The organism is Nonomuraea sp. MTCD27, from assembly GCF_041950495.1.
Lineage (GTDB): Bacteria > Actinomycetota > Actinomycetes > Streptosporangiales > Streptosporangiaceae > Nonomuraea.
Genome location: NZ_JBGNUW010000049.1, coordinates 20,872 through 43,842 on the forward strand (window position 1 = coordinate 20,872; position 22,971 = coordinate 43,842).

At 70.9% G+C, this 22,971-nt stretch carries 20 protein-coding genes and 1 pseudogene; 15 read left to right on the plus strand and 6 right to left on the minus strand.

All coding sequences use genetic code 11. The annotated features are described in order from the left end of the window. Window positions 1–92: 92 nt before the first annotated feature. Window positions 93–3,119 carry a BTAD domain-containing putative transcriptional regulator gene (locus tag ACBJ59_RS61485; protein ID WP_375119171.1) on the minus strand — a complete coding sequence of 1,009 codons (3,027 nt, stop codon included), beginning with the start codon at window positions 3,117–3,119 and terminating at the stop codon, window positions 93–95. Between the two features lie 246 nt (window positions 3,120–3,365). On the opposite strand from ACBJ59_RS61485, the gene ACBJ59_RS61490 reads away from it, so the two are divergent. The 9 genes from ACBJ59_RS61490 to ACBJ59_RS61530 are packed head-to-tail and all read left to right on the plus strand — an operon-like array spanning window position 3,366 to window position 13,885. Then, window positions 3,366–3,995, plus strand: a complete 630-nt coding sequence (locus ACBJ59_RS61490) for a TIGR00730 family Rossman fold protein (protein ID WP_375119172.1) — start codon at window positions 3,366–3,368, stop codon at window positions 3,993–3,995. Next, a complete protein-coding gene (gene purF / locus ACBJ59_RS61495) occupies window positions 3,982–5,358 on the plus strand; it encodes an amidophosphoribosyltransferase (RefSeq protein WP_375119173.1) in 1,377 nt (458 codons plus the stop codon). The genes ACBJ59_RS61490 and purF overlap by 14 nt, the downstream gene beginning before the upstream one ends. Further along, window positions 5,355–6,467 carry a zinc-binding dehydrogenase gene (locus ACBJ59_RS61500; RefSeq protein WP_375119174.1) on the plus strand — a complete coding sequence of 371 codons (1,113 nt, stop codon included), beginning with the start codon at window positions 5,355–5,357 and terminating at the stop codon, window positions 6,465–6,467. The genes purF and ACBJ59_RS61500 overlap by 4 nt, the downstream gene beginning before the upstream one ends. A 10-nt stretch (window positions 6,468–6,477) precedes the next feature. After that, window positions 6,478–9,417, plus strand: a complete 2,940-nt coding sequence (locus tag ACBJ59_RS61505; RefSeq protein ID WP_375119175.1) for an AMP-binding protein — start codon at window positions 6,478–6,480, stop codon at window positions 9,415–9,417. Next, entirely contained in the window at window positions 9,414–10,556 is a 1,143-nt protein-coding gene (locus ACBJ59_RS61510) for a cytochrome P450 (protein WP_375119176.1), read from the plus strand. Before ACBJ59_RS61505 ends, ACBJ59_RS61510 begins: the two co-directional genes overlap by 4 nt. Further along, window positions 10,553–10,807 (plus strand): acyl carrier protein, encoded by a 255-nt coding sequence (locus ACBJ59_RS61515; protein WP_375119177.1) that lies wholly within the window; start codon window positions 10,553–10,555, stop codon window positions 10,805–10,807. The genes ACBJ59_RS61510 and ACBJ59_RS61515 overlap by 4 nt, the downstream gene beginning before the upstream one ends. Then, window positions 10,804–12,174: an amino acid adenylation domain-containing protein gene (locus ACBJ59_RS61520; protein WP_375119178.1), complete on the plus strand. Its 1,371-nt coding sequence runs from the start codon at window positions 10,804–10,806 to the stop codon at window positions 12,172–12,174. The genes ACBJ59_RS61515 and ACBJ59_RS61520 overlap by 4 nt, the downstream gene beginning before the upstream one ends. Next, the gene (locus ACBJ59_RS61525; protein ID WP_375119179.1) at window positions 12,165–13,064 is read left to right on the plus strand and encodes an LLM class flavin-dependent oxidoreductase; all 900 of its coding nucleotides are present in this window, start codon (window positions 12,165–12,167) and stop codon (window positions 13,062–13,064) included. Before ACBJ59_RS61520 ends, ACBJ59_RS61525 begins: the two co-directional genes overlap by 10 nt. Before the next feature lie 14 nt (window positions 13,065–13,078). Continuing rightward, a complete protein-coding gene (locus tag ACBJ59_RS61530) occupies window positions 13,079–13,885 on the plus strand; it encodes an alpha/beta fold hydrolase (protein ID WP_375119180.1) in 807 nt (268 codons plus the stop codon). 98 nt (window positions 13,886–13,983) lie between these two features. Here the strand turns inward: ACBJ59_RS61530 and ACBJ59_RS61535 are convergent, their stop codons facing one another. Both ACBJ59_RS61535 and ACBJ59_RS61540 read right to left on the minus strand, forming a co-directional pair. Continuing rightward, the gene (locus tag ACBJ59_RS61535) at window positions 13,984–14,406 is read right to left on the minus strand and encodes a DUF4253 domain-containing protein (protein WP_375119181.1); all 423 of its coding nucleotides are present in this window, start codon (window positions 14,404–14,406) and stop codon (window positions 13,984–13,986) included. 576 nt (window positions 14,407–14,982) lie between these two features. Next, entirely contained in the window at window positions 14,983–15,384 is a 402-nt protein-coding gene (locus tag ACBJ59_RS61540) for a MerR family transcriptional regulator (protein ID WP_375119182.1), read from the minus strand. 79 nt (window positions 15,385–15,463) lie between these two features. On the opposite strand from ACBJ59_RS61540, the gene ACBJ59_RS61545 reads away from it, so the two are divergent. Both ACBJ59_RS61545 and ACBJ59_RS61550 read left to right on the plus strand, forming a co-directional pair. After that, on the plus strand, window positions 15,464–16,660 hold the full coding sequence (locus ACBJ59_RS61545) for an MFS transporter (RefSeq protein ID WP_375119183.1): 1,197 nt from the start codon (window positions 15,464–15,466) through the stop codon (window positions 16,658–16,660). 31 nt (window positions 16,661–16,691) lie between these two features. Beyond that, on the plus strand, window positions 16,692–17,705 hold the full coding sequence (locus ACBJ59_RS61550) for an NADP-dependent oxidoreductase (RefSeq protein WP_375119184.1): 1,014 nt from the start codon (window positions 16,692–16,694) through the stop codon (window positions 17,703–17,705). A gap of 98 nt (window positions 17,706–17,803) precedes the next feature. Here ACBJ59_RS61550 and ACBJ59_RS61555 read toward each other — a convergent pair whose 3' ends face one another. Then, the gene (locus ACBJ59_RS61555; RefSeq protein ID WP_375119185.1) at window positions 17,804–19,228 is read right to left on the minus strand and encodes an MFS transporter; all 1,425 of its coding nucleotides are present in this window, start codon (window positions 19,226–19,228) and stop codon (window positions 17,804–17,806) included. A 25-nt stretch (window positions 19,229–19,253) separates the two neighbouring features. Continuing rightward, window positions 19,254–19,934 carry an NAD(P)H:quinone oxidoreductase gene (gene wrbA, locus ACBJ59_RS61560; protein WP_375119186.1) on the minus strand — a complete coding sequence of 227 codons (681 nt, stop codon included), beginning with the start codon at window positions 19,932–19,934 and terminating at the stop codon, window positions 19,254–19,256. Between the two features lie 78 nt (window positions 19,935–20,012). Between wrbA and ACBJ59_RS61565 the strand changes: the two genes are divergently transcribed. Genes ACBJ59_RS61565 through ACBJ59_RS61575 form a run of 3 tightly spaced genes read left to right on the plus strand, consistent with a single transcriptional unit; the run spans window position 20,013 to window position 22,190 of the window. After that, the gene (locus ACBJ59_RS61565; protein ID WP_375119187.1) at window positions 20,013–20,969 is read left to right on the plus strand and encodes a nitroreductase/quinone reductase family protein; all 957 of its coding nucleotides are present in this window, start codon (window positions 20,013–20,015) and stop codon (window positions 20,967–20,969) included. Window positions 20,970–21,009: 40 nt separating this feature from the next. Continuing rightward, window positions 21,010–21,801, plus strand: a complete 792-nt coding sequence (locus ACBJ59_RS61570; RefSeq protein ID WP_375119188.1) for a winged helix-turn-helix domain-containing protein — start codon at window positions 21,010–21,012, stop codon at window positions 21,799–21,801. Window positions 21,802–21,803: 2 nt separating this feature from the next. Next, on the plus strand, window positions 21,804–22,190 hold the full coding sequence (locus ACBJ59_RS61575; protein WP_375119189.1) for a hypothetical protein: 387 nt from the start codon (window positions 21,804–21,806) through the stop codon (window positions 22,188–22,190). Here the strand turns inward: ACBJ59_RS61575 and ACBJ59_RS61580 are convergent. Next, window positions 22,136–22,717, minus strand: a complete 582-nt coding sequence (locus tag ACBJ59_RS61580; RefSeq protein ID WP_364137794.1) for a TetR/AcrR family transcriptional regulator — start codon at window positions 22,715–22,717, stop codon at window positions 22,136–22,138. The genes ACBJ59_RS61575 and ACBJ59_RS61580 overlap by 55 nt on opposite strands. 60 nt (window positions 22,718–22,777) lie before the next feature. Here ACBJ59_RS61580 and ACBJ59_RS61585 point away from each other — a divergent pair. After that, window positions 22,778–22,971 (plus strand): annotated as a pseudogene (locus tag ACBJ59_RS61585) (hypothetical protein); the annotation flags it as partial.

Below are 22,971 nucleotides of genomic sequence, written 5' to 3' on the forward strand. Positions count from 1 at the left end.
CCGACCAAGGGGTTAACCGTGAATGAGTTCCTGCTCCTGTTGGAAGCCGACACCCACTGGGGATGAGCGGCGGGGAACGGGCCGCCGGCGCCTTACCGCCCGGCCCGTTCCCTCTCCGCGGCGATCCCTTCGGGGAAGGCGGAAGCCCCGTCCAGGAAGGCACTGATCTGGGCCTCCAGGTGGGCGGCGCCGATGGCCCTGGCGGTGCTGAGCGCCTCGTTGGCCCTGGCGGTGGCCGCGGCCGCCTCGCCGCTCGCGCGGTGGAACTCCGCCAGCGAGAAGGCCAGCCGCGCGATCATCAGCTTCTCCGCGCTGGCGCAGGCCAGCGCATAGCCGAGCCGCAACGACATCTCCGCCATGTGGTGGTTGCCCCTGCGCAGTTGCACCCGACCCGTGCCGTGCAGCGCGTAGGCCTCGCCGAGGCGGTCGCCGGTGCTCCTGACGATGTCCGTGACCTCGCCGAAGTGCTCTTCCGCGAGATCGTACTCGCCCTGTTCCAGGCTCTTCTCGCCGAGCAGGCTGAGGGCCTGCGCGCACAGCCGGTGGTTGCCGAGCGCCCGCGCGATGACCAGCGCCCGCCGGCCTACCTCCTCCGCCTCTGCGTAGCGGCCCCACGCGAGCTTGATCTGGCCGATGCTGCACAGCACGTGCGCCGCCGCGGCCTTGTCGCCGACCTCGTCGAAAACGGTCAGCACCTGCTCGTAGGTGGCCAGCGCCTCGTCCAGATGTCCCCTGGTGCGGTCCAGGAAGGCCAGGTTGCGCAGCGCGAGCGCGTAGCCGTGCCGTTCGCTGATCTGCTCGAAGAGGTTGCGCGCCGAGGTCAGATGCACGGCGGACTCGTCCAGGTTCTGCTGGAAGAGCGCCAGGGCGCCCATCGAGTACAGCATCGCGGCCTCGCCGCGCCTGTTTCCGCCCCGTACGGCGGCGCGCAGCCCGATGTCGCTGGTGACCCGCCAGTCGTCGAAGCAGCAGCGCGCCTCGAAGACGGTGACGCAGCTGAGCGCCAGGTCCCAGCAGATCTCGTCCTCCCCGATCGCCTCCGCCTGTGCGACGGCGGCCATCAGCGCGAGCCGTTCCCTGTCCAGCCAGTCGAGCGGGCGGGCGAGCAACCAGGAGACGAGGTCGGGCGGGAGCGGACGGCGCGGAGCGCCGCCGTGGATGATGGTGTAGTCGCCGCCGTATTCGCGCCTGTGCGCCTCCTCGGCCAGGAACAGCCACGTGGACAGCGTCCTGCGCAGGGCGTCCGCGCGTTCCGCCGGGGTTTCCTCGTGGGCCAGGCACTCGTGGGCGTAGACGCGGATGAGCTCGCTCAGCCGGTAGCGCGGCTCCTCGCCCGGCAGTCTTAGCACGTCCACGAGCTGAGCGTCCACGAGCAGTTCGAGCTGGTCCTCCGCCACGCCCAGGTCGCTGTCGAGCAGGGGCGCGGCCACCCAGAAGGGGAAGTCGGGGATGTCCAGCAGCGCCAGCCGCCTGAACAGGCACTGCGCCTGCGGGATGAGGCTGCGGTAGCTGAGCGCGATGGTGGCTCTCACGTTCTGCGGGCCGTACACCAGCTCGTCCAGGCGCTGGCTCATGTCCTCCAGCCGCGAGGCGAGCTGCTCCACCCGCCAGTGCGGCCGGGACGTGAGGCGCGCGGCGGCCACCCGCAGAGCCAGCGGCAGCCCGCCGCACAGCCGGGCCAGGGCGAGCATCTGCGCGGGTTCCGCCCTGGCGCGCTCGTCGCCGATCATGGCGGTGAGCATGCTCACCGACTGCGCGGTGGTCAGCAGGCTGAGGTAGGCCTGGCGGACTCCCGGCAGGCCGGCGAGCCTGCCGCGGCTGGTCACCAGGACCGCGCAGCTGGCCGTCCCGGGAAACAGCGGGAGCACCTGGGCCTCGTCGGCGGCGTCGTCGAGCAGGATGAGGATCTTCCTGCCCGCGACCAGGCCGCGGAAGGTGTCGGCGCACTCGCTGAGGCTGGCCGGCATGGCCGTGGCGGCGACGCCCAGCGCGCGCAGGAAGCGTTCGAGCACCTGACGCGGCGCCAGCGGGTGGGCTCCCGTGCCGTCGAGGTCGGCGAAGAGCTGGCCGTCGGGGAACTCGGCGGCGAGATTGTGCGCGACCTGCAGGGCCAGGGCCGTCTTGCCGATGCCGCCCATGCCGGAGATCGCCACCACCCGCAGGTCCCTGAGCTGGTCGGCCGAGCAGTGCCCGAGCTCGCCGCTGAGCTGGTCCACGAGCTGGGCGTGGTCGAGGAAGTCGGAGACGCTGGGCGGCAGGCACTGGGGCGCGGGCGGAGCCTCCTCGGCGTAGGCGGGTTCGCTCGCGACGGGTTCGACCGGCTCGCTCTGGCCGTTCAGTATCGACTTCTGCAGGCGGCGTAGCTCCTCGCCGGGCTCCAGCCCGAGCTCCATGACGAGCACCTCGCGGGCGCGCCGGTAGGCCTCGAGCGCCTCAGAGCGGCGGCCCAGCAGGCACAGGGCGGTCATCAGCTGCGCCCACAGCCGTTCACGCAGCGGATGCTCTCCGGTGAGCGTCAGCAACTCCTCCACGAGCTCGCGTTCCCTGCCGAGCCCGAGCTCGTAGGCGACGCGTTCCTCGATCATGGAAAGGCGGCGCTCCGACAGGTGTATCCTGGCTGGCTTCACCAGCTCGCTGTCGATGCCGGTCAGCGGCTCGCCATGCCAGAGCGCCAGTGCCGCCCGCATCGCCTCCGCCGCTTCGGCCTGCCTGCCGGCCGAAGCGGCCTGTCTGGAGAAGGCGGTCAGGCGCTCGCTGACGTGCACGTCGAGCTGGTCCTGTTCGACCAGCATCAGGTAGCCGGGCGCGACCGTGCTGATGACGTCGGGCAGGCATAGGTCGGCCAGCGCGCGTCTGAGCCGGGAGACGCAGATCTGGATCTGCGCCCTCGCGCTGGAGGGCGGGTCGTCGCCCCACACCGCGTCGATCAGGCGCTCCGTCGTGACCACCCGGTTGGCCTCGAGGAGCAGGACTGCGATGACGCTGCGCTGACGGGCAGAGGTGAGCCGGAGGCTGCCACCAGGCCCTTTGACTTCGAGGGGACCGAGAATCCGGAAGAGGATGCTCTCGCCGTTCTGCTCTGCCGTATGGTTCGCAGCCGCTCTCTGCACTCCTGCCATCCTCCTAGTCGCACATACGCGAATGACCTGCGCATACCTGCCAAGGTCGCACTTGCACGGCGAGGGTGGGCGGCGAAAACCCCCACCAGGGGATTTTGGTCTGTTGACGATATTTGTCAAGAAGGAATCCGTTTGCGCCCAGCAATGAGCACCTACGACTCCCACCCAAAAAGTGATTGCTGGTTGATGCCCGGATGATAGCGATCTCCGGACGCTGGAGTCCTGGCCCAGCGGCTCGAAATGGAGATGACCATGCACGACTCTGGAACCGGAGTCTTGGAGAAGGCGCCGGAGACCGCGCGCACCCTGTCGGTCTGCGTCTTCTGCGGAGCCAGGCCCGGCGTTTCCGCGCAGGCGGTCGAGGACGCGCGCCGCGTGGGCGCCCTGCTGGCCGAGAGCGGCCATCGCCTGGTGTACGGGGTGGGCGGCATCGGCCTGATGGGCGCGCTGGCCCGGGCGGCCGAGGACGGCGGCGCCGAGATCGTCGGCGTGATACCGCAATTCCTGTACGAACGCGAACGTCCAAACAATCCGCCCGCGCAAACGCTGATCATTACCGACGATCTTTTCGAGCGAAAGCGGGAAATGATCGCCAGGGCGGACGCCTTCCTGGCTCTGCCCGGCGGATTCGGCACGCTCGACGAGATCACGGAGGTGATCGCCGCCGCACATCTCGGCGTGCACGACAAACCACTGATCATTCTCGATGTGGACGGCATCTGGGGCGATTTCCTGCGCATGGTCACCGCTATTCGCGAGCACGGGTTCGCGCCGCCCCGCGACAGGCCGCTCTTCCATCTGGCCGGCACCCCCGAGAAGGCGATGGCGCTCCTGGCGGAGCACACCGTGGTGAGCGGCGGCCATGCTCTGGGGTGACGCCGGGGAGGAATGCGGGGTCGTCGGCATCTGGACCCGCGGCGAGCCCGTCGCGGAGTGGCTGCGCGACGGCCTGTTCGCCCTCCAGCACCGCGGCCAGGAATCGGCGGGCCTGGCGTTGTCCTGCGGCGCCGACATCGCCCACCACACGGGCATGGGACTGGTCTCGGAGGTGCTCACGCACGAGGCGCTGCAGGGCATGAAGGGGCACCTGGGCATCGGCCACGTGCGCTATTCCACCTCGGGCGACTCGTCACCGGAGAACGCGCAGCCCGTCATCGGACAGACCGGATCCGGCGAGCCCTTCGCGCTGGCGCACAACGGCAACCTGACCCGGCTGCCCTCCCCCGCCCGCACCTCCGACACCCACCTGCTGGCCGCCCAGGTCGCCGCGGAGCCCGGCACTCTCGCCGACGCGCTCGCCGATGTGCTGCCCCGCACGAACGGCGCCTTCTCCCTGGTCGGGATCTCGACCGACGTGCTGTACGCCGCCCGCGACCCGCACGGCTTCAGGCCACTGAGCATCGGCAGGCTGCCGGGCAACGGCTGGGCGGTCGCCTCGGAGACGGCGGCCTTGGACAGCATCGGTGCCGTCTTCCACCACGAGGTCGAGCCGGGGGAGATCGCCGAGATGGGCGCGCACGGCCTGCGCGTGCGTTCCTTCGCCTCCGGCGCCAAGGCGCTGTGCGTCTTCGAGCACGTGTACTTCTCGCGCGCCGACTCGGTCATCGACGGCCGCTCCGTCTACGAGGTGCGCAACGCGATGGGCAGGGCGGTGGCCCGGCAGGCGCCCGCGCGGGCCGACCTGGTGATCCCCGTGCCCGACACCGCGCGGGTGGCCGCGCTCGGCTACGCCGAGGAGAGCGGCATCCCCTACGCCGAGGGTTTCGTGCGCAACGCCTACGCCACCCGCACCTTCATCCAGCCCTCCCGCCAGGGCAGGCAGCTCGGGGTGAGGCGCAAGCTGAGCCCCATCGTCTCGGCGGTGCGCGGCCGCCGGCTGGTGGTGGTGGACGACTCGATCGTCAGGGCCACCTCCATGAAGCAGGTCGTCTCCCTGCTCAAGGAGGCGGGGGCGGCGGAGGTGCACGTCAGGGTCGCCTCGCCGCCCGTGCGCTGGCCGTGCTTCTTCGGCGTGGACATCCGCACCACCGGCGAGCTGGTCGCCGGCCGGTACGGGGTGGCGCAGATCCAGCGCATCCTCGGCGCCGACTCGCTCGGCTACCTGTCGATCGGCGGCCTCGTCGAAAGCACCCGCCAAGGCGGGGACCTGTGCACCGCCTGCTTCACCGGCGCCTACCCGGACGCCGTGGCCCTATCGGCCGCACCAGGGCCGGCCTCACGAGGAAGGGAACCCGTATGAACGGCCTGACATCCAGCCGCGCGGTCTGCCTGACGGAGTTCGGCAAACCGGTGGGCGTGCGCGAGGTGCCCGTCGCCGCGCCGCGCCGCGGTCAGACCCTGGTCGCGCCGCGCTACGGCGGCATCTGCGGCACCGACGTCCACCTGCGCGAGGGTTTCCTGCCCATCCCGCTGCCGCTCGTGCTCGGCCACGAGGGACTCGGCACCGTGGTGGCCTGCGACGATGAGGAAGGCGAGGACTTCTTCGGCACCCCGCTGCGTCCCGGCGACCTGGTGATGTGGGCTTCGTCGATCTCCTGCGGCCGGTGCGCGGCGTGCGGCAGGCGCGAGCCGACCCTCTGCGCGCGGCGCAGCACGTACGGCGTCACGCTCGGCCTGGACGACGACCCGCCGCTGTCGGGCTCGTGGGCCGACCGCATGACGCTGCGCGAGGGCACCACGCTGGTCAGGCTGCCCGAAGGGGTGGACCCGCTGGCCGCCGCCTCACTGGCGTGTGCGGCCCCGACGATGGTGCACGCCCTCTACGAGCGCAGACCGGTACGGCTCGGCGAGACGGTGATCGTGCAGGGCAGCGGCCCGGTCGGCATCGCGGCGGCGGCCCTGGCCAGGCTCGCGGGCGCCGCCGAGGTGATCGTCGTGGGCGGACCGGCCTCGCGGCTGAAGCTGGCCGCCGAGATCGGTGTCGGCGACCATCACCTGGACGTCGTGGAGGGGGGCACCCCCGGTACGGCGTTGGAGGCCGTCATGGACCTCACCGGCGGCCGCGGCGCCGACCTGGTCATCGAGTGCGCGGGCGCGCCGGCCGCCGTCGCGCAGGGCCTGCTGATGCCCGCGCGGGGCGGCGCTTACCTGGTCGTCGGCCAGTACACCGACAGAGGCGACGTGCCGCTCAACCCGCACCAGATCGTCCGCAGGCAGCTCGACATCAGGGGCTCGTGGGGCTTCACCGGCGCGCACCTGGCCGAGTACGTCGCCCTGCTCCCCACCCTGACCAGCCGCTTCGACCTGGCCCGGCTGGTGACGGCCTACCCGCTCGAGTCGGCCAACGACGCCCTGGACGACGTGGCCGCGGGCGCGGTGATGAAGGCCGTCCTGGACATCGCCCGCTGAGGAGTTCCCGATGCGCACGCCCTACCCGCACGGCGGTGTGATCCACGAGATCTTCCGCAATCTCGCCCGTGTCCGCCCCGAGGCCGTCGCTCTGGTCGAGGACGACAGACAGATCACCTACCGCGAGCTCGACCGCGCCTCCGACGTACTGGCCAGACGGCTGCAGGACAGCGGCGTGTCCCCGAGGGATCTCGTCCCCGTGATGATGCCCAGGTCGGCCGGGTTCGTGGCGGTCCTGCTCGCGCTGCTGAAGTGCGGGGCCGCCTACGCCGCCCTGGACGGCCGGTGGCCGCGTGAGCAGCTGGCGGCCGTGGTGCGGCAGCTCCGGCCGCCCCTGATCGTGAGCGGGGGGGCTGCCGGCTGGGGGCCGCCCTCGTGGCAGCCGGGCCCGCTGGAGGAGGCGATCGGCGGGAGCGGCCTGCCGTACCCGGTGGAGGTCGACGGCGGCGACCCCGCGACCGTCTTCTTCACCTCCGGGACCACCGGACGCCCGAAGGGCGTCATCACCCCGCACCGCGCCACCGCCCGGCTGGCCGGGGACCCGATGCTCGCTCTCGGCGGTCCGGGTACGGCGATGCCGCAGGCCGCCCCGGTGCCGTGGGACGGCTACAGCCTGGAGCTCTGGGGCATGCTGCTGACCGGCGGCACCTCGGTCGTGGTGGCCGCGCCGTACCTGATGCCACAGGAGTTGCGCACGCTGGTGGCCGGGCGCGGCGTGGACCGGGTGTGGCTGACCGCCTCGCTGTTCAACCTGTTCGTCGAGGAGGACGTCGGCGCGTTCGGCGGGCTGCGGCAGGTGGTGACGGGCGGCGAGCGGCTGTCGCCGCACCACGTCAGGGCGTTCATGGCCGCGCACCCCGGCGTCAGGCTGATCAACGGCTACGGGCCCGTGGAGAGCACGGTCTTCACCACCGCGCACCTCGTGCGGCCGCAGGACTGCCGGTTGCCCGAAGGCGTCCCGATCGGCCGCGCGGTGCTGGGCACGGAGGTCTTCGTGCTGGACGGCGAGCGGCTGTGCGGGCCCGGCGAGACGGGCGAGATCTGCGTCGGCGGCGACGGGCTGGCGGTGGAGTACCTCGGCGATCCGCAGCTGACCACCGAGAGGTTCCCTGCGTGGGGTGGGCGCCGGGTGTACCGCTCGGGAGATCTCGGTCACGTGGACGCCGACGGCCTGCTGCACTTCGCGGGCCGCGGCGACCGGCAGGTCAAGCTGCGCGGGCACCGCATCGAACTGGCCGCCATCGAGGCCGTCGCGACCGCGCAGCCGGAGGTGAGCCGGTGCCTGGCCGTCGTCGAGGCGGCCAGGCTGCACCTGTTCTTCGTCGCGTCGGACCTCTCGGCCGAGGAGCTGGGGGTGAGCCTGCGTGAAAGCCTGCCCGCGTACGCGGCGCCCGAAGTGATCCACCGGGTCGACGCCTTCCCGATGACGGCCAACGGAAAGATCGACAAGGCTGCCCTGCTGGCCGTGGCCGCACCGGCGCGGCGCCAGGCCGCAGGAGCGCCCGCCGACGCGCTCACGCTCGCGGTCGCCGCCGCCTTCGCCGAGGTGATCGGGGTGCCCGAGCTGCCGCACGACGTGTCGCTGTTCGAGCTCGGCGGCAACTCTCTGGACGCCGGTCGGATCTGCGTACGGCTGCGCCGCCGGCTGGACCGCCCGGTGCCGATCTCCCGCCTGATGACCCACCCCACCGTAAACGGCCTGGCGGCCTGGCTGAAGACGACCCGCCCGAGCCCGCCACCGCCGCGCACGGCGGCGGGCGACACCGTCGCCCTGCGCGGCATGCAGGCGGCCTTCTGCACGATGCGCGCGTTCTTCCCCGACGACCTGTCACCGCTGTGCCTGATGCGCTGGGAGATCTGCGGCCCGCTCGACCTGAACGCTCTCGAGGCGGCGCTCGGCGACCTCGTCGCCAGGCACGAGGCCCTGCGGGCCGCCTACCGCCTCGAGCCCGAGCCGGTGGCCAGGGTCCCGGACCCCGTCCCGACGCCGCTGCTCAGGTTCACCCGCATGGCCGACGCCGATGCCGCCCTCGCCCAGCCGCTGGCGATCGAGAAGGGAGAGGTGATCAGGGCCGCGGTGGCCCGCAACGGTGACGCGTGGTCGCTCGGGCTGGCCGTCCACCACGTGGCGGTGGACGGCTTCTCCGAGCACCTGCTGGCCGCGGACCTGTCCACCGCTTACGCCGCCCGCCTGCGCGGGCACGCCCCCGCCTTCGAACGGCCCGCCCCCACGCTGGCCGAGGTCGCGGCCGAGTGGCGCGAACAGGACGAGCACACCGGCCTGGAACCCCAGCGCGCCTTCTGGCGCGCGCGCTTGGCCGGCCTGCCTCCGCTCCGCTATCCGGAGGTCGGGGAGCAGAGCCTGGCCCACACCCACCACCTACCCGCGGACGTGCTGGAAGCCTGGGAGGACCAGGCGAGGCAGGCGGGAACCACCCGCTTCGTCGTGTTGATGGCGGCCTTCGCCCAGGCGCTCGCCCAGGTGACGGGACAGGCTCGCTTCGGTCTCGGCACGCCCGTCTCCAAGCGCGGCACCGAGACCGCCACCAGGGCCGTGGGCTGCCTGATCGACACCGTCTGCGTGCCCGTGCGATCCGGCCCATGGCCGCACCTGCTCGCCGCCGTCACCGACGCGCTCGCCAACCAGGACGTGCCGTTCATGGAGGTCGTACGGCTTGCGCCACGGGCCCGCACCGGCCGCAACCCGCTCTACCAGGCGATGTTCACCGTCCACGACGACCCGGCGCCCGAGCTCGGGCTGCCCGGCTGCGTGACCCGCCTCGACAGGCCGCCGGGGGCGCGGGCCGTGGCCGAGCTGGTGTGCGAGGTGTGGCCGCGGCCGGGGGGAGGCGCGCTGATCGAGATCGGCCACCAGGCCGAACGGGTCTCCGCCGGGCTGGCCGGCCGGATCGGGGCCGCGTACCTGGACCTCCTCAGGGAGCGGGCATGACGGCGACGTTCTGGGAGAACCCCTACCCGACCTACCACGCGATCGGTTCGCCGCTGCGCTGGGACGCCGACATGGGCGTGTGGATCGTCACGGGCAGGCAGGAGGCCACGGCGATCCTGCGTTCGCCCCACGTCTCCTCCTCCTGGCGCCTCCTCAGCGTCCGCGACCACGACGAGCTGCTGCGGCGCACGCTCGGCGGCTGGTTCATGCTGATGGACCCGCCCGGCCACACGCGGCTGCGGCGGGCCGTGCAGGGGTGGTTCACGCGGCGGCGGGTCGAGGCCCTGCGCTCCCTGCTGCGGGAGGACGCGGAGGCGCTGATCGGCTCCGCGGGAGATCCCGTCGACGTCATGGGCGACTTCGCCGAGCCGCTCGGCGTGCGGATGATCTCGCGGGTGCTCGGGGTTCCGGTCGAGGCCAGCGCCGCGGCCGCCCGGCTGATGTCGCCCATCGCCAGCTTCCTGGCCATGCCGTACCACAGGGGATTCGAGGGGCGGGCGGCACGGGCGACGGCGGAGCTGCGGCGGATGTTCCACGACAGCGCCACGGAGCTGGAGCCGGACGGAGTGCTCGCGGCGTTGACCGGCGACCCGGCGTTCGTCGAGACCGCCATGCTCCTGGTGTTCGCCGGTCAGGAGACCACGGCGGGACTGATCGGGACCGGGCTGGTGCACCTGCTGCGCGAGCCCGCCGCCTACCGGCGGCTCACCGGCGCGACGGCGACGGTCGAGAAGGCGGTGGAGGAGATCCTGCGCTACGACACCTCCGTGCCGCAGGTGCCGCGGGTCGCCACGGCCGACCTGGAGGTCGGCGGCGAGCTGATCAGAGCCGGCGACCGGATCGTCGTCATCCTGGGCGCGGCCAACAGGGACGGGCGGGTCACGCCCGAGCCCGACCGGTTCGACCTGGACCATCCGCCCTCGCACCTGGCCTTCGGCACCGGGCTGCACCACTGCCTCGGCGCGCCGGTGGCCCGCATGGCCGCGCAGGAGGCGGTCGGGGCCTGGGTCCGGCTGCTGCCGCGGGCCTGCCTGGTCGAGGGCAGCGTGCGGTGGCATGCCGACCGCGGTTACCGGAAGCTGGCGCGCGCCCTGGTCATGCGCGCGCCGCAACACCTACGACAAGGAGCTCAGCCATGAGCGGTATCCAGTCCGGCCTGCTCGAAAGCCGGGTGCACGCGGTGTCGGACGTCTTCGAGCGCGCGCTCGGCGTCGCCATCGACCCGGACGGCGACTTCTTCCTGCTCGGCGGGCACTCGTTGCTGGTGATCGAGGCGATCGCCGACCTGCGCGAGCGCTACGGGCTACAGGTCCCGGCCAAGCAGTTCCTGGCGGACGCCAGCGTGCGCGCCGTCGCGGCGGCCTGCACCGTGGCGGGGAGCGGGCGATGACGTCCGCGCTGGAGCTGTTCCTGCGGGCGGCGGCCGCGCACTCCGGGCGGACCGCCGTCGTGGAGGCCTCGGGCGCGACCTCCTACTCCCAGCTCCTGGCGATAGGCAGGCGTACGGCCGGCGCCCTGCGTGGGCGTGGCGTGCGGGCCGGCCGGGTGGTGGCCGTGCGGTGCCCGCCCGGCGCGGCGCTGCTCGGGGCACAGCTGGGGGTCTGGCTGCACGGCGGGATCCCGCTGCTGCTCGACCCGTCGCAGCCGCGTCCCAGGGCCGAGAAGATGCTCCAGGACGCCCGCCCCGCCGCGCTGATCACCGACGGGGAGGTGGAGCCGCTCGACTCCGACCTCAGCGCGGCGACGGGCGATCCCGCCTACCTGCTGTACACCTCGGGCTCGACCGGGCAGCCCAAGGGCGTGCTCGTCGGCCACGACTCCTTCGGCGCGCTCATCCGCTGGCACCTGGCCGGGTACCGGGTCACCGCCGGCGACACGGCCTCCTCGGTGGCCGCGCCGTCCTTCGACGCCTTCCAGTGGGAGACCTGGCCGTACCTGTGCGCGGGCGCCCGGATCTGCTTCGCCCCGCCCGAGGTGCGCTACGCCCCGTGGGAGCTCGGCGCCTGGTTCGCCGCGGAAGGGGTGGACCTGGCCTTCCTGCCCACCCCGCTGGCCGAGGCGTACGTCCGGCACGGCTCGGATTTCGGGCAGCTCCGATGCCTGCTCACGGGCGGCGACCGGCTGCGGCTGTCGGACGGGCATCCGCTGCGCCGCCTGGTCAACCACTACGGCCCCACCGAGGCGACCGTGCTGGCGACCAGCCACGACGTCGGACCCGCCGAGACGGGCGAGATCCCGATCGGCGCGCCCATCCCCTCGGCCACCGTCATCCTCCTCGACGAGCAGGGGCGCGAGGCATCGCAGGGGGAGCTGGTCATCGGCGGAGGTTGCCTGGCACTGGGCTACTGGGGGCGCGACGGCCTGGCCGTACCCCTGCCGGGCCGTCCCGGGCGCTGGTACCGCACCGGCGACCTGGCGGCCCGCCGCGACGGCACGCTGCGCTTCCTCGGCCGGCTCGACCGCCAGCTGAAGGTGCGCGGGGCTCGGGTCGAGCCGGGCGAGATCGAGGCCGTGCTGCGCGGGCATCCGCTGCTCGACGACGCCGTGGTGGGTCTCGACCCGGCCGACGGCCGGTTGCTCGCCATCGGCGTGAGCGACTCGGGGCACCTGCACGAAGCGGAACTGCGAGAGTTCGCCGCACACAGACTGCCGCCCGAGATGGTGCCCGGCCGCTTCCGCGTCGTCAGCGAGCTGCCGCTCACCGCGCACGGCAAGGTGGACTTCGCGGCGCTGGACGAGGAGGCGGCATGCGGGTAGGGGTGCTGATCCTCCCGGAGCACCGGTGGGGGACGGGATGCGGGCTGTGGCAGCAGGCCGAGGCGCTCGGCTTCGACCACGCCTGGACCTACGACCACCTGTCGTGGGCGTCGCTGCGCGACAGGACCTGGTTCGCCACGGTGCCGACGTTGACCGCCGCGGCCTGCGTGACCAGCCGCATCAGGCTGGGCACGCTCATCGCCTCGCCCAACTTCCGGCATCCGGTCACCTTCGCCAAGGAACTCGTCGCCCTGGACGACATCTCCGGCGGACGGATGATCGCCGGGCTCGGCTCGGGGGTCGAGGGCTTCGACGCCGAGGCGCTCGGCGGCGTGCCCTGGCCGCGCCGCGAGCGCACCGCCAGGTTCGCCGAGTTCGTCGACCACCTCGACCAGCTGCTGTGCAAGCCGGCCGTCACTACGCGCGGAAGCTACTACAGCGCCACCGAGGCGCGCACCTACCCCGGCTGCGTGCAGAAGCCGCGCATCCCGTTCGCGATCGCGGCCACCGGTCCCCGCGGGATGCGCCTGGCCGCCAGGCACGCGCAGGCGTGGGTGACGCTCGGCGACACCCCTGACTTCGATGATCGCGGGCCCGGCGCGTGCATGACCGCCTTCCAGCGGCAGGTGAAGTTGCTGGAGGACGCCTGCGTCGCCGAGGGGCGCGAGCCGGGCGACATCGGCCGCATCCTGCTCACCGGCATCACGCCGGAGCGGCCGCTGTTGTCCGTGGAGGCTTTCCTGGACTTCGCCGGGCGCTACGACCGGGCCGGGGCGACCGATCTCATTCTGCACTGGCCCCGCCCGGAACCTCCCTACCACGCCATTCCCGCCGTCTTCGAGCGCATCGCCACGGAAGCGGTGCCTGCCGTACGGGCCGGCCGGTTCTAGAGCCGAGGAACACCATGCCTTACGCGAACGTGAACGGGGTCCGCCTGGGCTACGAGGTCCACGGCGCCGGCGACCCGGTGCTGCTGGTGATGGGGGCGGGCGGGCTGGGCAGGACCTGGCACATCCACCAGGTGCCCGCTCTCGTCTCGGCCGGATACCGGGTCATCACCTTCGACAACCGGGGCCTGCCGGCCAACGGCCCCTGCCCCGGCGAGTTCGGCCTGGACGACATGGTCGCCGACACCATCTCCTTGCTCGACACGCTGGGCATCGCGCGTTGCCACGCCGTGGGCGTCTCGCTCGGCTCGATGATCCTTCAGGAGGTGGCGCTCGCCAGGCCCGGGCTACTGTCGCGGTGCGTGCTGCTGGCGACGCGCGGCCGTACCGACGCCTTCCGGGCGGCGATCGTCGCGGCCGAGCTGGACCTGCTTGAACGCGGGCTCTCCCTGCCCGGACCCACCTCCGGCGTGCTGCGCGCGCTGCTCAACCTGTCACCGGCCACCCTCGACGACCCCGCGCGCGTGCGCGACTGGCTCGACGTCTTCGAGATGTCCGCGCCCGCGGCCGGGCCCGGCATCAGGAGCCAGCTGCTTGCCACGCTGATCCCCGACCGCCTGGAGGAGCTGTCCAAGATCGAGACGGCCGGCCTGGTCGTCGCCTTCGAACACGACCGCCTCACCCCGCCCCGCCTGGGCCGCGAGGTGGCCGACCGGATACCGGGCTGCGAGTACGCAATGGTCCCCGACACGGGCCACTACGGCCACCTGGAAAGCCCCAAGACGGTCAACGCCCACATCCTGGACTTCCTGTCGGGCCCCTGAGCCTCACCGCGGCGGCATATTGGCACCTGACGGGTAGCCCCGCTCGTAAGGTGATCATGTTGGGAATCGTTCAATTCTCCGACACCTTAGACCGTTCGTCAGTCCCACCAGAATTGCCACGAGTTGAGTCCGACAAGACGCTCCGCGTAGGTGGCAAGCGTGTGGGGGTGGCTGTTCTGCCAGATGTTGTCCGGGCAGAAGGCGAAGTGCTCGGCTGCGACGTGGAGCGCCTCCTGCAGCGTCGAAGGCGGGGCGGCGATGCTCAGATACAGGTCGGCGAGACCGACGCCGACGACCACGGCGCCGAACCGGTCCTCCCAACTACGCAGGACGGCGGCGATCTCACCGGTGTCGTTGGTGTAGTTCAGCGGGCCCATCCACCCGGCGGCGGCCAGAGCATCAGCCCCCCGGCCGGCGGCGGCCAGGCCGAGGCGCATGTCCGGGTTCTGGGCCGTGAGGTGGACTGCGTACTCGACTGCGAACGAGGCCGGCTCCGCGGTGAACGGCTTGCCCGGCGCCAACCCGGGCCAGTGTTGACCGTAGGGTGGGTCACGGCGATCCGTTCGGTCGGCGACAACTGATCGGTGTCCGCATCGACCTCGGTGTGTTGCGCCCACCACGTCGCCAGGAGAGTCGCGTGGTCGTGGAGATCCGGAGAGGTGATCTTCTCTAGAGAGAGCTCCCCGGATTCCCAGGGCCGGAACTCGCTATCGTGCGGTGAAGATTCCAGCAGCAGAGGCCACAAGCCGGTCCGTCCATGAAGTTCTCGGACAGCTGCCCACAGATCAGCCGAGGCCGGTTCCACAGTCATCCATAGACCCGGGCGGCCTTCGCCTTCGTCCGTCACGATGAGGCGGCCCGGCGACAGCAGGCCGCAGAGTTCCACGACGCTGTCCTCGTGGCCGGCCAGTGCCGCCAGCTCCGACTGGAGCTGCTGTTCAAAACCCATCGCAGCACGATAAGCCATGATCGCCAAGGCATGGAGCGGCCAGAACCTTGCAGCTTGTAACGGTCATGTGGCAGCGAAGATGTCGCGCCGTTTGCCGCCGAAGGTCACATGCGGAGACGTGACCGCGTCCGGGGCTCTCGCAGAACTCTCACAGATGACCATTTATGAGAACCGCTTCGTTCATGCGCCGAGTGACGTCGGCCGGGGCCGCGGCGATGACGTCATTGAGCGCGGCCATGGAGGCCTGAAGGTCGTTGATAGCCTGAGCGATGCGGTCGCGCTCCTGGTGGAGGTCGGCGAGCAGGTCTGAGCAGGTGGGGACGAGACGGTCGCCGGTGTCCCGCAGGCACGGCAGGACCGTAGTGATCGTTGAGGTGCTCAGGCCGGCGGCCAGAAGGCTGCGGATGCGGCGGACGATGGCAACGTCCTCTTCGACGTATTCCCGGTAACCGCTGGGGCGCCGCTGTGGGTGGAGCAGACCCTGCTCCTCGTAGTAGCGCAGAAGGTGCACGGCCACGCCGGTCCGCCGGGACAACTCACCGATACGCACAAAAACCTCCTGATGGCCGCGCGGACCTTGTCCCCTCGACTTGACTCTCATATTGATGTGAGACTTTAGCGTCTGCAGCATGAACGTGAACAAGGGGTTCGCGACGCTCGCGGCATTGTGCGCAAGCGTCTTCGTCGTGGGTACCTCGGAGTACCTGATCGCCGGGCTGCTGCCCCAGGTCGGAGCTGATCTGGACATCTCCGTGGGAACCGCTGGACAAGCGGTGACCGCATACGCGCTCGGAGTGGTGGTCGGAGGGCCCGTCATGGCCCTGCTGACCGCGCGTCTGCCGCGCAAGGGGCTCGCCGTCGGCCTGATGGTGCTGTTCGCGGCAGGCAGCGCAATCAGCGCCGTGGCGCCTTCGTTTGGCCTGCTCCTGGTGGGCCGCGTGGTGTCCTCGCTCAGCCACGCCGCCTTCCTGGCCCTGGCGCTGGTGACGGCGACCCGGGTGGTCCCGGCCGAGAAGACGGGTTCGGCCATCGCCACCGTCGCCTCCGGCTTCACCGTGGCCACGCTCCTCGGGGTGCCCCTGGGGGCGCTGCTCGGGCAGAGTTCCGGATGGCGGGCTCCGTTCGCCGTGCTGACCGCTCTTGCCGTGGCAGGCACCGTTCTCCTGGCCGCGGTGCTGCCCCGGCAGGAGGCGCCGGCCACGCGACTGCGCGACGAGATACGCGTGGTGGCGCGTCGGCCGGTTATGCTCGCCATCGCCACCACCGCGGTGGGCTTCTCCGGGGTCGCCACAGTGTTCACCTACATCGCCCCGCTGCTGACCCGCGTCTCTGGCTTCTCCGCCGCGGCGGTCTCCGGTCTGCTGCTCGCCTACGGCGCGGGCAGTTTCCTCGGCAATCTCACCGCCGGAAAGCTGACCGACAAATCGATGAGTGCAACCGTACGTGGGGTCTTCGGCGGGCTGACGGGGACGCTCCTGCTCATTCCGTTCGCCGCGGTGTGGCAGCCCACCGCCGTGGCCGCGGTCCTGGTGCTCGGCCTGCTCGCCACCGCGACCATCGCCCCGCTGCAGGGACTGATCCTGCACCACGCGGGCGCCGCTCCAACTCTGGCCGTTTCCGTCAACGTGGGTGCCTTCAACCTCGGCGCCGCAGCCGGCTCGGTTATCGGCGGTGCGATCGTCGCCGTCGGCGCTCTGCGCTGGACCGGCCTGGCGGGCGCGGTGCTGACCCTGATCGGACTGTCCCTCACCTATCTCGTCCTGCCCCGGCCACGGACGTCGGCGCAGGACGCCGAACCCGAAGTCTTCACCTCCACCGCCGCCTGATCCCCCGTCCATTCGCGCAAAGGAGGTCGCCATGCACGCGATCCAGATCGCTAGCCACGGCGGGCCCGAAGTCTTGTCCGTCCGGGAGGTTCCCCAGCCCGCTCCAGGAGCTGACGAGGTGCTGATCCGTACCGCCGCAAGCAGCCTGAACCCGGTGGACTGGAAGACCCGCGCATGGGAGGTCGGGCCCGAACTCCCGGCCACCTTGGGGTGGGACCTGGCCGGAGTCGTCACCGCCACCAACCACCCCGGCTACCGCCCCGGGGACCAGGTGATCGCGATGTCCGCGCAGATCGCCACCGGCCGCGGTACCTGGGCCGAGCAGGTCGCCCTGCCGGCCCGGCTGCTGGCGGCCGCCCCCACCACGGTTTCGCTGGTGGATGCCGCGTCACTCCCGCTGGCCGGAGTGACGGCGCTGCAGGCTCTCCAGCAGGCGGCAGTCACCGAGGGAGACCACGTTCTGATCACCGGCGCGGCCGGTGCCGTGGGTGGCGTGGCCGTCCAGCTCGCCCGCCACACCGGGGCCACCGTCGACGCCCTGGTCTCACGCCCCGAGCACCTCGTAGCGGCCCGGGAACTCGGCGCCGAACGCGTCTGGCACACCCCGGCCGATCTCCCCCGCCGTACCTATACGGCAGTACTGGACACCGCAGGCACCGCCGCGGGCCCCGCCCTCGCGCCGGGAGGACGGTACGTCTCCATCGCTGACCATCCCCTGCCCGACATCCCCGGGGCCGCCAAGAGCTACGTCCAGGAGGATCAGGATCACCTCGCCCACCTCGCCGCCCTCGTGGACCGAAACGGGTCGAAGCGCGCGTCGATTTGGCGCTCAACGTGCGGAGCAGATCCTGACATATGCCACCAGTCGAGCCTAAACACCCACTTAGCGTACGTTTCGTTCCATCCGGATTTCCGGCCTCGACGCTACTGCCTTGATCGCCTCGTACTCCGACTCGTGGTTCTCCCGGGACTCGCCCAGCAGCCGCAACGCGCGCTGCCGAAACTCCGGCGGGAACTGACGTGGCATAGCTCCATCCTCCAATAGAAGTCGGAGCTAAACCCAGGACGGTTCACATGCACCGCCACGTGAGGTCGTTCGCAGACACAGGGGTGCGGCGAGTGAGCACGCGGCGTCGCCGGCGGTCAGCCGCGCTGCTGTCGCGGCAGCAGCAAGCTGACCACCGCGATGGCCAGGCCGAGCCCAGCCGCCATGAGGAAGACCAGGCCGTATCCGGCGGCGAGGGCGGCGGCCGGGGAACTCCCGCCGGCCTCCATCGCGGCTCTGGCGCTGGCGGCCGTCGCGAGCACCGCCAGGCCGATCGACCCGCCTACCTGGCTGGCGGTTTGGGCCAGGCCGCCGATGATCCCCGCGTCGCCGTCGGGAACGCCGGCGGTCGCCGCGGCCATGATGGTGGGGAAGGTCAGCCCGATGCCGACCGCGATGAGCAGCGTAGGCCCGAGCACGCTGGTGACATAGCCGCTGTCGGCATGAGCCAGGGAGAGCCAGCCGAAACCGGCCACGAAACAGCCGCTGCCGGCCAGCACCAGGGGGCGCACACCGGTTCGCGACAGCAGGGCGGAGGCCCATCGCGTGATCACCATGAACGTCACCGCCGCGGGTGTCTGCCCGAGCCCGGCTTGAAGCGCGCTGTAGCCGAGGACGTTCTGCAGGAAGAGCGACGTGAAATACCACATCGCGATGGCAATCCCTCCGAACAGCAGCAGCATGCCGCTGCCGACCGCCACCCCCCGTATCTTGAACAGCCGCAGCGGCACCGTCGGCTGGGTGGCGAAGCGCGCCTCCACCACAGTGAAGGCGACGAGCAGGAGCAGGCCCGCCACTACTGGCCCGATGACCAGCCCGGACGACCAGCCGTGATCGGCGCTCTGCATGACCCCGTAGATCACCGCGGCCAGCCCCGCCGTCCCCGTGACCGCGCCCGTGAGGTCGAGCGATTCCCGCCGGCTGCTTCGCGTGCCGGCCAGCGACATCATGGCCGCGACGATCAGCACCGCGCCGATGGGCACGTTGATGAGGAAGACCCACCGCCACGACAGGCCAGTGGTGATGGCGCCGCCCGCGATCGCGCCGGCCAGCCCGCCCACACCGCCCGCGGCGGACCATGCACCGAACGCCTTGGCACGCGCGTTCGGCTCGGTGAAGGAGGTGTTGATCACGGCCAGCGTCGCCGGGGCCATCATGGCGGCTCCCATGCCCTGCGCGAGGCGGGCCGCCACCAGGACCTCCGGAGCGGTTGCCAGGCCGCCGACCAGACTCGAGGCGGAGAACAACAACAGCCCGGCGGCCAGCATCCGGCGCGGGCCGTACAGGTCGGCGGCGCGGCCGCCCAGCAGCATCAAGCCGGCGAAGGTGAGCAGGTAGCCGTTCACCACCCAGGCCAGGCCGGTGGGTGTAAAGCCGAGGTCCTCGCGGACCGAGGGCAGGGCCACGTTCACGATGGACGAATCCAGGATCACCATGAACTGGCAGGCGCACGCTAACGCCAGAACCAACCAGGCGGGCCCGGTGTGCGGCGTGGCCCGCTGCGTCTCGGTGTTGGTTGTCATGACTTCCTCCCGGCCAACCTGCCGCTCACGCGGTCCGGGAGGCCGTAGCGGCCAGGGCTTCGCGGGCGTTCCCGTCGTCCGCGGCGGCATCGGTGACGCGCCCGCTTCCCAGCAGCCGGATTGTGATCTGGGCCAACCGCTGCCCCTGGTACCTGGCCGCTTCCAGCACTGCGGTGTCCGGGCCTTCTCCGGTCGGGCCGGTCACATGCGACGTGCCGTAGGGGTTGCCACCGGCGGCGTACACGGCCGGATCGGTGAATCCGGGCGGGACGATCAGCGCCCCCCAGTGGTAGAAGACGTTGCCCAGCGACAAGATCGTGGCCTCGCTGCCGCCGTGCCGGTTGAAAGCCGAGGTAAAGGCCGTCACCGGTTTGTCGGCCAGTTTCCCTTCCTGCCACAGCCCGCCGGTCTGGTCGATGAAGTGCTTGAGCTGCGCGGCTGGCGCGCCGAACCGGGTCGGCGTCCCGAACGCGAACGCGTCGGCCCACGCCAGGTCCTCAATCGAGGCCTGGGCGATCGACGTGGTGGCGTCGGTGTGCCGCCGCCACTGCGGGTTCTGGTCGATCGCGCTGTCGGGTGCCAGCTCGGCGACCCGCCGCAGCCGCACCTCGGCCCCGGCCGAGGCGGCGCCCTCGGCGACGGCCTGCGCGAGCGCGTGCACGCTGCCTGTCGCGCTGTAGTAGATGACGGAGACCTTCACGGTCATGTCCGGCTCCTCGATGTCGAGTAAGATTGGTTATCCGCATAATAGTTATGCGCGTAACTAATCTGTCAAGGAGAGTCCATGGACTTCGAGCAAGCCGACGCCCTCAACCAGGCCATCCGCCTGTTGAGTCTGCGCCACCGGGCCAGGGCCGCGGCGCTGCTGGCCCCGCTCGGCCTGCACCCCGGACAGGAGGCGCTTTTGCTCGAGCTCGCCCGGACCGGCCCGATGATCCAGGCCCAGCTCAGCGAGGCGCTCGGTTGCGAGCCGCCCAGCGTCACGCTCATGACCCGCAAGCTCGAAGCCACCGGCCACATCCGCCGCACACCCGCCCCCTCCGACAAGCGCGCCAGCATCGTCGAACTCACCGACAGCGGCAAAGCTCTAGCCGACCAGGTCAAGCAGCTATGGTGCGCTCTGGCGGAGGAGACCGTGGCCGGCCTGCCCGCCGAAACGGTGGCCGAACTCCCCGGCATCCTCACAACCTTGACCGGCAACGTGGATACCAGGCGCCCCCGCCAACCACACGGCCGCCGGCACGATCCAGTCGCGCAATCGCGACGGGCCGGGCACGTTGATCAGGACATGGCGTTGACTGGCGATTACGAACCGAGCGCGTCGGGGTGGGTCCGCGAGCACGTCGAGCAGATCGTGCGCACCGGCACAACCGACGGCGTCACGATCAGTGGCCTGCCCACCGTACTGATGACCTACTGGGGCGCCAAGAGCGGCAAGGTTCGCAAGACGCCGCTGATGCGTGTCGAGCACGAGGGGTACTACGCGGCTGTCGCGTCCAAGGGTGGCGCGCCGACCAACCCGCAGTGGTACGCCAGCCTGGTCGCCGAGCCGGTCATCGAGCTTCAGGACGGCGCGGTGATCCGGGAGTACCGGGCGCGCGAGGTGTTCGGGGACGAGAAGGCCCTCTGGTGGCGCCGGGCGGTGGACGCGTACCCGGACTATGCCGACTACCAGCGCAAGACCGACCGACAGATCCCGATCTTCGTGCTCGAACCGGTCAGCGGGGGCACCAGCCGGTGACGGCACCGAGGGCTAGTGTCATGCGCCTGTGATTTCACACTTGAATATCAGACTGGTTTTTGGTGGTCGGCGGATTGATCTTGGTGAGGTAGTCAGCGAGGCTTTTGAGGATTTCGTCGGCCGTTGTCGTTTTCCGGAGCCGCCTGCACGAATGTTCGAAGTCCTGTGCACAGCCGTCCTCGTATCACGCTGGGACATCGCGTTGGGTGACGACCGGAGCATGCAGTACGGGCAAAGAGGTGGATGCACGCCCGCTGAGCAGGAACGGCGGGAGCGTGTGCGGCTGCAGGCGGCCGAGTGGTTCGAGGCCGGAGAGTCGACCAGGCAGTGGGCGCGGCTGGACGCCGAGCTCCGGCGCGGGCCGCCGGCCTGGGGCTATGTGGAGGACCAGTGCTGGACGCTGGACCGGGTCAAGACGCTGATCGGGCGGCTGTTCCACATCGGCTACACCATCGAGGGCGTGGGCAAGCTGCTGCATCGCCACGGCTGGTCGGTACAGATGCCGGCCCGGCGCGCCCTGGAGCGGGACGAGGAGGCCATCGCGCTGTGGAAGGCCGAGGTGTGGCCCGCGGTAAAAGCACCGCGGCGGACCTGGGCGCCGGTCGGCGCCCGGCCGGTGGTGACGGTCCGCGGCAGAGGCTCCGGCCGCATCAACATGGCCGGCGTCGTCTGCTACCGCGACAGCGAGCGACCGCACCTGTTCTATCGCCTGCACATCTACCACGGTCGCAAGGGCGAGCCCAAGACGTTCTCCTGGATGGACTACCGGGACCTGATCGTGGCCGTTCACCAGCATCTGACGCACCGCCGGTGTGGTGCTGCGACAACCTGAACGTGCACCTGGCCGGCCAACTCGCCGACTTCGCCGCCGAGAACGCCGACTGCGCATCGTCCAACTCCCCGGCCTACGCCCCCGAACTCAATCCCACCGAGGGCGTCTGGTCACTACTCCGCCGGGCCTTAGCCAACTTCGCCGTCACCGACCTCCATGACCGACTCTACGAATTCAACTTGTGTATCGGCTTGCGGGACGTTTGCGCCCGCTCACGTTGGCTCGGGACTCCCCGGGCTACGGCGGGTTGCCACTCCGGGGTTCGGCGGCTTGCGATAAGAGGGCGGTTGCACAGCAGAAACTCGGCTACGCGCGGCAGGAGCGTCTTTCCAGTTCAATGCCTCGGGCTCATGCCGGCGAAGAGGGCTTGGAGGACGCGATCGACGTAATCATGGGTCATGGGCTCCTGAGTGATCAGGAGCCGGAAGTACAGAGGTCCGGACAGGATCGCCATGGCCAGGTCGAGGTCGAAGTCGGGCGAAAGCTGCCCCTGGTCTTGGGCCGTCTTGAGACGGGTAATGGTCTTGTCGGTCTGTGGGCGGATGAAGCGTTCGTTGAAGCCGGCGGCGACCGCGGGGTCGTGCTGAACCTCGGCCACCAGTGCCTGGTAGAGCGGGCCCCAGGGTGGATTGGCCAGCAGGTCCACCGCCGCGTAGATCTGCCGGCGCAGGTCGGCCAGGACGTCGCCGGTGTCGGGATAGTCGAGGACGGGCTCGTTCAGCGACAGCAGCGAGTCGAGAAACAGCAGACCCTTTGAGGGCCAGCGGCGGTAGATCGTGTGCTTGCCCGCGCCGGCGCGGGCCGCGACCGCCTCGATGCTGAGCTTGGCATAGCCGGTCTCCTGAGCCAGGGCAAGCGTGGCCTGCATGATCGCTTTGGTGCGTGTGGCGGCTCGATCGTGGTGGCTGGTGGTCACGACATCATCTTATCGGCACGGCACGTACCGTGTTGACAGGTTTGCCGATAGCCGCCCAAAATGACCGCGTCCGCTCTCGGCACGGCGCGTGCCGTTCCAGTGCTTGCGACGAAGAACCCGCTCACTCAACGTTCAGGAAAGAAGGCCGTGCCCGATTTCTCCGTCCCCGCCATCGAGGTGGCGGACCTCACCCAGCGATTCGGATCCGTGCTTGCCGTCGATCGGCTCAGCCTGAGCGTTCCGCCGGGGATGTT

What these genes read in the sequence shown, in the direction of transcription:
- ACBJ59_RS61485 (WP_375119171.1), bottom strand. Translation starts at nt 3,119, where the DNA reads ATGGCAGGAGTGCAGAGAGCGGCTGCGAACCATACGGCAGAGCAGAAC.
- ACBJ59_RS61490 (WP_375119172.1), top strand. Translation starts at nt 3,366, where the DNA reads ATGACCATGCACGACTCTGGAACCGGAGTCTTGGAGAAGGCGCCGGAG.
- purF (WP_375119173.1), top strand. Translation starts at nt 3,982, where the DNA reads ATGCTCTGGGGTGACGCCGGGGAGGAATGCGGGGTCGTCGGCATCTGG.
- ACBJ59_RS61500 (WP_375119174.1), top strand. Translation starts at nt 5,355, where the DNA reads ATGAACGGCCTGACATCCAGCCGCGCGGTCTGCCTGACGGAGTTCGGC.
- ACBJ59_RS61505 (WP_375119175.1), top strand. Translation starts at nt 6,478, where the DNA reads ATGCGCACGCCCTACCCGCACGGCGGTGTGATCCACGAGATCTTCCGC.
- ACBJ59_RS61510 (WP_375119176.1), top strand. Translation starts at nt 9,414, where the DNA reads ATGACGGCGACGTTCTGGGAGAACCCCTACCCGACCTACCACGCGATC.
- ACBJ59_RS61515 (WP_375119177.1), top strand. Translation starts at nt 10,553, where the DNA reads ATGAGCGGTATCCAGTCCGGCCTGCTCGAAAGCCGGGTGCACGCGGTG.
- ACBJ59_RS61520 (WP_375119178.1), top strand. Translation starts at nt 10,804, where the DNA reads ATGACGTCCGCGCTGGAGCTGTTCCTGCGGGCGGCGGCCGCGCACTCC.
- ACBJ59_RS61525 (WP_375119179.1), top strand. Translation starts at nt 12,165, where the DNA reads ATGCGGGTAGGGGTGCTGATCCTCCCGGAGCACCGGTGGGGGACGGGA.
- ACBJ59_RS61530 (WP_375119180.1), top strand. Translation starts at nt 13,079, where the DNA reads ATGCCTTACGCGAACGTGAACGGGGTCCGCCTGGGCTACGAGGTCCAC.
- ACBJ59_RS61545 (WP_375119183.1), top strand. Translation starts at nt 15,464, where the DNA reads ATGAACGTGAACAAGGGGTTCGCGACGCTCGCGGCATTGTGCGCAAGC.
- ACBJ59_RS61550 (WP_375119184.1), top strand. Translation starts at nt 16,692, where the DNA reads ATGCACGCGATCCAGATCGCTAGCCACGGCGGGCCCGAAGTCTTGTCC.
- ACBJ59_RS61555 (WP_375119185.1), bottom strand. Translation starts at nt 19,228, where the DNA reads ATGACAACCAACACCGAGACGCAGCGGGCCACGCCGCACACCGGGCCC.
- wrbA (WP_375119186.1), bottom strand. Translation starts at nt 19,934, where the DNA reads ATGACCGTGAAGGTCTCCGTCATCTACTACAGCGCGACAGGCAGCGTG.
- ACBJ59_RS61565 (WP_375119187.1), top strand. Translation starts at nt 20,013, where the DNA reads ATGGACTTCGAGCAAGCCGACGCCCTCAACCAGGCCATCCGCCTGTTG.